Genomic DNA, 6,786 nt, shown 5'->3' with positions numbered 1-6,786 from the left:
GTCGGACAGGTGGGAAAGAGGCGACTGTTGCCGTGATCACGACACCACGGGCAGGAATCTGCGCGAGATTGCCTGCGAGTGTGATTGGGTGATGCTGGTCTTCCCAGATCAAACCCAACTCAAGGCCCAAGTTGTACGGGAGAACGTTGATCGAAGCGCCTGTATCCAGCATGCCCGTTACTGAGAAATGTTGGCCTTGATGTGAGAGTGTCAAAGACAGTATGGGAATCAGGCTGGAGCCGGGAAGATTGGGATTCGCGTCCACGAAAGGGAATGCGACGGGCTCCGCCTCTGTCATACCTTGCCTGCCTTATCTTCCTCAAGGAGTTTCAGTAACGATGCTGCCGCTTCATGGTTTTCAGAGGGTGTCCACAAATGGTAGGCGTTTTCAAGGACAAGTCCTGCTTTTGTCAGATCTTCGTGTTGGGCAAGCTCTGCGAGAAGTTCTTGCACGAGCATAAACTTTTCCTGGCGTGGGAGGGCATGAAGAGCAGGGCGTAACTCGGTCAAGGACATGCTTGATTTTATCACTGCCTTGGAGATAAAAGCCATCGAGGGCGTTTACTAGGGCTGAGCGCCGTGCTCGATTAAAATTTGGCGTATCTGGGGATTTGGTGCCCACTTTATGATGCGATAGTCGTCTCGGACAGGGCCACCATCGAAAGGATCACGACCCACAAGGCGGTAGGCAGTCGCCTTGAGATCGTAGCCCGACCATAGAGCGTTGGGGTTTGTGCCTGCGTTCAAGAGCTTGATTACTCTAGCCGTGTCGTTCTTGGCGACCGCTTCGCTAAGGGCATAGTCGCGTTCGTTGCGCTGCCAGAGGAGCGTGCTTCCCACGAGGAAAAAGCAAAGAAGCACCAACAGGAGTCTCTTGACATGTTTCATTTGGGGCTTGCCTACTCCGCGAGTTTTCTGATTCCCGCTTCGATGGATTTCGCATTGGGGCTTTCACGCAGCGAGATCCCAAGGTCGGGGCCGGTGATTGCTTCGTTGACTTTGGGGGCCATCAGGATCGTCTCGCCTAGCCGGATGACGATTGTCTTGTGGAGTGCTCTTTGGGTGAAGTCGGTCAGCTTCTTGGTGTCCTCGGGAGTAAGCCGAACCTTGAGAACCACCGCTCGCGAGCCTTCAGCCGGGGTAGGTTCTGGGGCGACGCTCTCTAGGTGGGTAAGGACAAGCTCCGGCGTGGCGGCGATATAACCCAGCTTAGGGTAGGTTGCAGTATCGAGAAACTCTCCTGCCTCCAGCTTCGTGGCGCTCAGAGTGTAGAAAGAGAGCGGCGTGGGGGGCGGCGCACTTTCACGGCACCCGACCAGCACGAGCATCAGGAGAGCTAGTGGGGCAATAAAAGAGCGCATGTACGGATTATATCTCCACGGAGAGATTATCGTCACGGCTTGACTCGGGTGTAGGTTGTCTCCACAGCCTTCGCTGCTTGCTCCTCAGGGATGATATTGTAAGCGGTGATTGTGAGATGGTCTGCGTCAATGACCTCATAGACTGTGTTCCAGCCCCAGGGGGGGATATCGGGGCCGGTATCGTAGTGGCCTTTCACGACAAACCCGTTGGCCATCGCGTCGCCTTCGGAGAATAAGATCGCGTTGCTCGTGTGGAAGTCGTCCACCCAGGAGACTTGGAACTTCTTCGTCACGGAGTTAAACGCGATGGTCTCGTCTCCGTGGCGTGGTTTGCCCTGAATCGTGCCCTCGTACTCATGGCGAACAAACAACTCGCCAAGCAGAGGGCGAATCGTGCCACTGACCTGAGATTCGTCGGCGAGCTTTCCGGGCTCGAACCAGGTACGACAGGTACCTTCCCAGGAGCCCACAAGGGATTTTAGGAGATCTGTTGGTAGCTTCATAGCTTGTTACTAGGATGGGATAGGGCAACCCGGAAGGGCTCAGAATTTTCGTGTCATGAAAATACTGTTGGGGTCTTCTTTGTAGCTGCCAAACGGGCCGCATGGCTGGAATCCGAAGCGGGTATAGAGCTGGTGGGCGGGGGAAAAGAACGGTTGTGAGCCGGTTTCTAAGCTCAGCCCCTCGTAGCCGCGACGCTGGGCTTCGTCGAGGACGTGCTGAAGAAGCCTTGCCGCGACGCCCCTGCGCCGAAACGCTGAAGCCGTGCGCATGGATTTTATCTCGCCGTGCTGGGGCGTCAGCTCTCTGACGGCCACACAGCCCGCGAGCGCTTCGCCTTCCCAGAGCGTCCAGAACGTGATCTCGGGCTTGCGCAGGCCCTCAAGATCGAGGACATGTGTACTCCCTGGCGGCGATATCGCTCGCATCTCGGTGAGATGTTCTTGTAAGAGTTGGTGGATTTCAGGACGCGTTAAATCATCAATTCGAATCGTCACAACTCAGTTTGACAGGTAAAATAAGCACATGCAAGACTGGACACGGTTTCGAGGACCCAATGGCACGGGGATCGGGTTGCCCACGGGAGTCGCTGCGGATTTTACCGACAAAGACATTCGCTGGAAGGCGACGCTTCCTGGTGAGGGGCACTCCTCGCCGGTGCTGATGGGCGAGTCGGTGTTTGTGACGGCGGCGCAGCGGGAGACAGGCAAGCGGCACTTGATCTGCCTGGATACCAAGACGGGAAAAGAGCGCTGGCGGCAGAGCTTTGACTACAAGACATACCACACCCATGAGCTCAACACGGCAGCGAGCGCGACGCCCACCGTGGATAAAGAGCGGGTCTACTCCACTTGGCCCGCACCGGAGAGCTTTGTGGTGACGGCGCACACGCTGGCGGGAAAAGAGGTCTGGCGGCGTGATTTTGGCGAGTTCCCCACCCAGCATGGGGGCGGATCTGCCTCCATCCTCCACGACGGGCTGCTGATCTTCTCCCGCGAGCCCGAGAACGCGCCGGGAAGTCTGCTGGCCTTAGACACCAAGACGGGGCAGACGCGCTGGGAGGTCAAGCGGCCTAGCAAAGACGCGCCCTACGCCGTGCCGATGCTCTACCAGCCCGATAAAGCAGCTCCCATGCAGCTTCTTTTTTGTAGCACCCTACAGGGCATCACGAGTGTCGAGGCCAAGACTGGAAAGGTGCTCTGGGAGACGCCCGGGCTCTTTACCTACCGCTGTGTGGGCTCCCCCGTCGTGGCGGGGGGGCTTATCTTTGCAGGGACGGGTGTGGGCAACGGCAGTCGGCTCTTTGTGGCATTAAAGCCTGGCGGGAGCGGCGCAAAGCCCGAGGTTGCCTGGAAGCTAACGCGTGGCACGCCCTACGTTCCCTGTCCACTCTATGCCAACGAGCTACTCTTTCTCTGGGGCGATGGGGGAATCGTCAACTGCGTCAAGCCCGAGTCGGGCGAGACGGTCTGGCAGGAACGCGTCGGTGGGAACTTCTACGGCTCGCCCGTGTTTTGTGAAGGGAAGCTCTGGGCGATGAGCAATAAAGGGGAGCTGATCGTGATCGCCGCCGAGAAGACCTTCAAGCTTCTCGCCCGCCATGATCTTGGAGAGATTACGAACTCCACGCCTGCGTTTGGCGAGAAGACGCTGTACTTGCGCACGCTGAGCCACCTCACGGCGGTGAGCGGGAAGTAAGTCGCCCCGATGAACGCGCCCCCATGAACGGGGGCGTCTTGTTGTCCTCGTTCCTCGGACACAAAGGGCGCAAGCGCCCATGGCCCGGAGGGCCTTCGTGTCGCGAAGCGTCAAAAAGACGCTCCCGTTCATGGGAGCGAGAGAAAGAGAAAACATGTCACTGCCGTATCTGCCGACGCTTCGTCGGGGCCAGGTGTATGAGAGTTTAGAGCGTGCGGAGCTCAAGAGCGTCAAGAGTGGCGAGATCGTCGCCCAGGTCGGCCAGGTCAATGCGGGGGTTATTCGCCGTGATCTGCGTAAACCCTCGCGTGCGTGCCTGCGCGATATTCCGATGGCGCGGCTTCTGGAGATCTGCGCCGAGGCCGGGAAACACTTTATGGAGTCCGCGCTCCCGCTGGGCGACGGTCAAGTCCAAACCCCCGACGACTATATTGCGCAGCTTGCCGCCACCAGTGGCCTGCCGCACGTGATGATCCGCCGCAACATGGCCAAGATCAACCAGGTCTTCACCCAGATGCCGACTATCCTCAAGGGCCTCACGCGCGGAATGCCGCTGGACGTTCTAGACAACGGCTACGGCGAGCAAAACGGTGTTCCCGTGAGCTACTACGCCACCACCGAGGCGCTCGGCGTCGTGCTTCCCAGCAACTCGCCGGGCGTGAACTCGCTCTGGATTCCCTGTATCGCCCTCAAGATTCCGATTGTGCTCAAGCCGGGCCGTGAGGAGCCCTGGACCCCGTTTCGCATTATCCAGGCGTTTATTGCGGCAGGAGCACCTCCTGAGGCGTTTAGCTTCTACCCGACCGATCACGAGGGCAGTGCCGCCGTGATGGAGCACTGTAAGCGGGCGATTATCTTTGGCGACCAAGCGACCGTCGAGCGCTACGCGGGCAACCCCGGCGTGAGCGTCCACGGCCCCGGCTGGAGCAAGGTGCTCATCGGCGATGACTGCATCGAGCGCTGGCCGGAGTTCATTGACGTGATCGCGTCCTCGATTGCCGACAACGGGGGACGCAGCTGCATCAACGCCAGTGCGGTCGTCGTGCCAAAGTACGGAGCCGAGATCGCCGATGCACTCGCCGTAAGGCTTGCCGCCATCGAGCCACGTCCCGCCGCCGATCCCAACGCCGTGCTCTCGGGCTTCGCTAACCCCAAGATGGCCGAGTTTATGGACGGCGCAGTGACTGAGGGCCTCAAAACCTCCGGCGCAGAAGATGTCACAGGAAAATATAGAAGTGGCGAGCGCTTGGTGGAGCTAGATGGCAGCACCTACCTGCGCCCGACCATTATCCACTGTAACAACTTCCAGCATCCTCTCTCCAACAAAGAGTACTTGTTCCCCTATGCCAGTGTCGTGGAAGTGCCCCAGAGCGAGATGCTCGCGCAAATCGGCCCTTCGCTGGTCGTCATGGCCATCACACAAGATGAGGGCTTTATTGACCAGCTCTTCGACTGCCCGCTGATTGACCGCCTGAACCTCGGGCTGATCTCCACGATGACAACCTCGTGGGATCAACCCCACGAAGGCAACCTCTTCGAGTTTCTGTATAAGAGACGCTCGTTGCAACGGGCGTAGACGTGGCGAATCGTTTTCAGCGGGTTCGCTCCTTACGCCCGGCGACGAAAAAACGCCCCCAACCTGTATGGGTTGGGGACGTTTTTCATGGTAGCTACGCCAGCTCGCTGGCGCGGCTGGTGTCTTCCCAGGGGAAGCTCTGATTGCCGAAGTGGCCGTTCTTGGCAGTCGCCTGGTAGATCGGGCGGCGTAGGTTGAGTGTGTCGATGATACCCTTGGGGGTCAGGTCGAACTTGCTCTTGAGGCGTGCTGAGATCTCGGTATCGGGGAGCTTGCCGGTGCCAAACGTGTCCACCCGCACGGAGACGGGCTGTGCCACGCCGATGGCGTAGGCGAGCTGGATCTCACACTTGCTGGCAAGGCCCGCCGCAACGACCAGCTTAGCTAGGTACCGTGCGACATAGGCCGCTGAGCGATCCACTTTGGTTGGGTCCTTACCCGAGAAGGCACCGCCACCGTGGCGTGCATAGCCGCCGTAGGTGTCCACGATGATCTTACGCCCGGTCAGGCCCGAGTCGCCGTGAGGGCCACCGATCAGGAAGTTTCCGGTCGGGTTGACAAAGCAGCGGATCGCCCCCTCAGCCACGGTGGCATCGAGGTTATCGGGAGTTAAAGCGACCAGCTCACCGGTGATGAGATTGGGACACTCTTTGAGAAGAACAGGGCGGATGAGCTGCTCGATGATCTGCTGACGGGCCTCATCGGTGAAGTAGGGCTTGCCGTGCTTCTCGCCCATGACGCTCTCGTCGTGCTGTGTGGAGAGGACGATGGCATCGAGGCCGACGGGTTTGCCGCTCGCATCGTACTTGACGGTCACCTGGCTCTTGGCATCCGGGCGCAGCCAGGCCAGTTTTTTAGAATTACGTAGCTCGACATGGGTCGCGACAAGCTGGTGCGCCACTTGAATAGGAAGGGGCATAAGCGCCGCCGTATCATCGCAAGCGAAGCCAAACATCAGACCCTGGTCGCCCGCGCCACCGGAGTCAACGCCCATTGCGATATCGGGAGATTGGGCATGGATGAAGTTAAAGACGCGCACTTCGTGGGCGGAGAAGAGCATGGCGGGGTCGTTGTAGCCGATCTCCGCAATCACATTGCTCGCAATCTCATCCACTTTACGCGCAGTGAGCGCATCTTTTTTGGTGGTGATCTCACCCGCGACAACAACCGTATCGGTGGTCACGAGGGTCTCGCAGGCAACACGGCTGGTGGGCAGCTCGGAAAGGCAGAAGTCAAGAATCGCATCGCTGATCTGGTCGGCCACTTTATCAGGATGACCTACCGAGACGGACTCAGAAGTGAACAGGGAAATGTCAGACATTTAGTTTCTCTCTTTATTTTGTCTTGTCTGCAGACGCATGGCGAGAGAAGAGTGTCTCTTGTCTTCGCAGGTTGCGCCTGCTCGGAATTCGCACCAGGCTACGCAGATTCGCGCCGGTTGCGGTGGTTTCATAGGGCCGGTCCCTCCGCCACTCTGGACAAGACATTTGTCGATATGTACTCTACCATGCTAAAATTTAGCCGTCAATATCCTTGACAGAAAACCCACAGTACGATATTATGCGCATTGCGTTTTCGGGTTGTTAGCTCAGTTGGTAGAGCAGCTGACTCTTAATCAGCGGGTCATGGGTTCGAGTCCCGTACAACCCA

8 protein-coding genes, 1 tRNA gene and 1 riboswitch are annotated in these 6,786 nt (G+C 58.5%); of the genes, 3 read left to right on the top strand and 6 right to left on the bottom strand.

The window, feature by feature from the left end; genetic code table 11:
• Nucleotides 1-294 precede the first annotated feature (294 nt).
• The 5 genes from ACH2EH_RS01020 to ACH2EH_RS01000 are packed head-to-tail and all read right to left on the bottom strand — an operon-like array spanning nt 295 to nt 2,359.
• Entirely contained in the window at nt 295-552 is a 258-nt protein-coding gene (locus tag ACH2EH_RS01020) for a hypothetical protein (protein ID WP_395137936.1), read from the bottom strand.
• A 12-nt stretch (nt 553-564) separates the two neighbouring features.
• Nucleotides 565-888, bottom strand: coding sequence for a hypothetical protein (locus tag ACH2EH_RS01015; RefSeq protein WP_395137933.1), 324 nt, complete (start codon nt 886-888; stop codon nt 565-567).
• An 11-nt stretch (nt 889-899) separates the two neighbouring features.
• Complete coding sequence (locus ACH2EH_RS01010) at nt 900-1,361, bottom strand: hypothetical protein (RefSeq protein ID WP_395137931.1); 462 nt, start codon at nt 1,359-1,361, stop codon at nt 900-902.
• Between the two features lie 32 nt (nt 1,362-1,393).
• Entirely contained in the window at nt 1,394-1,864 is a 471-nt protein-coding gene (locus ACH2EH_RS01005; RefSeq protein WP_395137928.1) for a DUF1579 domain-containing protein, read from the bottom strand.
• A 39-nt stretch (nt 1,865-1,903) separates the two neighbouring features.
• Nucleotides 1,904-2,359: a GNAT family N-acetyltransferase gene (locus ACH2EH_RS01000; RefSeq protein WP_395137925.1), complete on the bottom strand. Its 456-nt coding sequence runs from the start codon at nt 2,357-2,359 to the stop codon at nt 1,904-1,906.
• Between the two features lie 28 nt (nt 2,360-2,387).
• On the opposite strand from ACH2EH_RS01000, the gene ACH2EH_RS00995 reads away from it, so the two are divergent.
• Nucleotides 2,388-3,560, top strand: coding sequence for a PQQ-binding-like beta-propeller repeat protein (locus ACH2EH_RS00995; protein WP_395137922.1), 1,173 nt, complete (start codon nt 2,388-2,390; stop codon nt 3,558-3,560).
• A 154-nt stretch (nt 3,561-3,714) separates the two neighbouring features.
• Nucleotides 3,715-5,136: an aldehyde dehydrogenase family protein gene (locus ACH2EH_RS00990; protein WP_395137919.1), complete on the top strand. Its 1,422-nt coding sequence runs from the start codon at nt 3,715-3,717 to the stop codon at nt 5,134-5,136.
• A 94-nt stretch (nt 5,137-5,230) separates the two neighbouring features.
• On the opposite strand, the gene metK is transcribed toward ACH2EH_RS00990, so the two are convergent.
• Entirely contained in the window at nt 5,231-6,457 is a 1,227-nt protein-coding gene (gene metK / locus ACH2EH_RS00985) for a methionine adenosyltransferase (RefSeq protein ID WP_395137916.1), read from the bottom strand.
• Nucleotides 6,458-6,512: 55 nt separating this feature from the next.
• Nucleotides 6,513-6,621: riboswitch (SAM riboswitch) on the bottom strand.
• 92 nt (nt 6,622-6,713) lie between these two features.
• Between metK and ACH2EH_RS00980 the strand changes: the two genes are divergently transcribed.
• Nucleotides 6,714-6,786: transfer RNA gene (locus tag ACH2EH_RS00980), tRNA-Lys, on the top strand.

Origin of the sequence: Armatimonas sp., from assembly GCF_043760365.1 — a bacterium.
Classification (GTDB): domain Bacteria; phylum Armatimonadota; class Armatimonadia; order Armatimonadales; family Armatimonadaceae; genus Armatimonas.
Note: the sequence above shows the minus strand (reverse complement) of the source record. Positions and strands in the feature narration are given on the sequence as shown.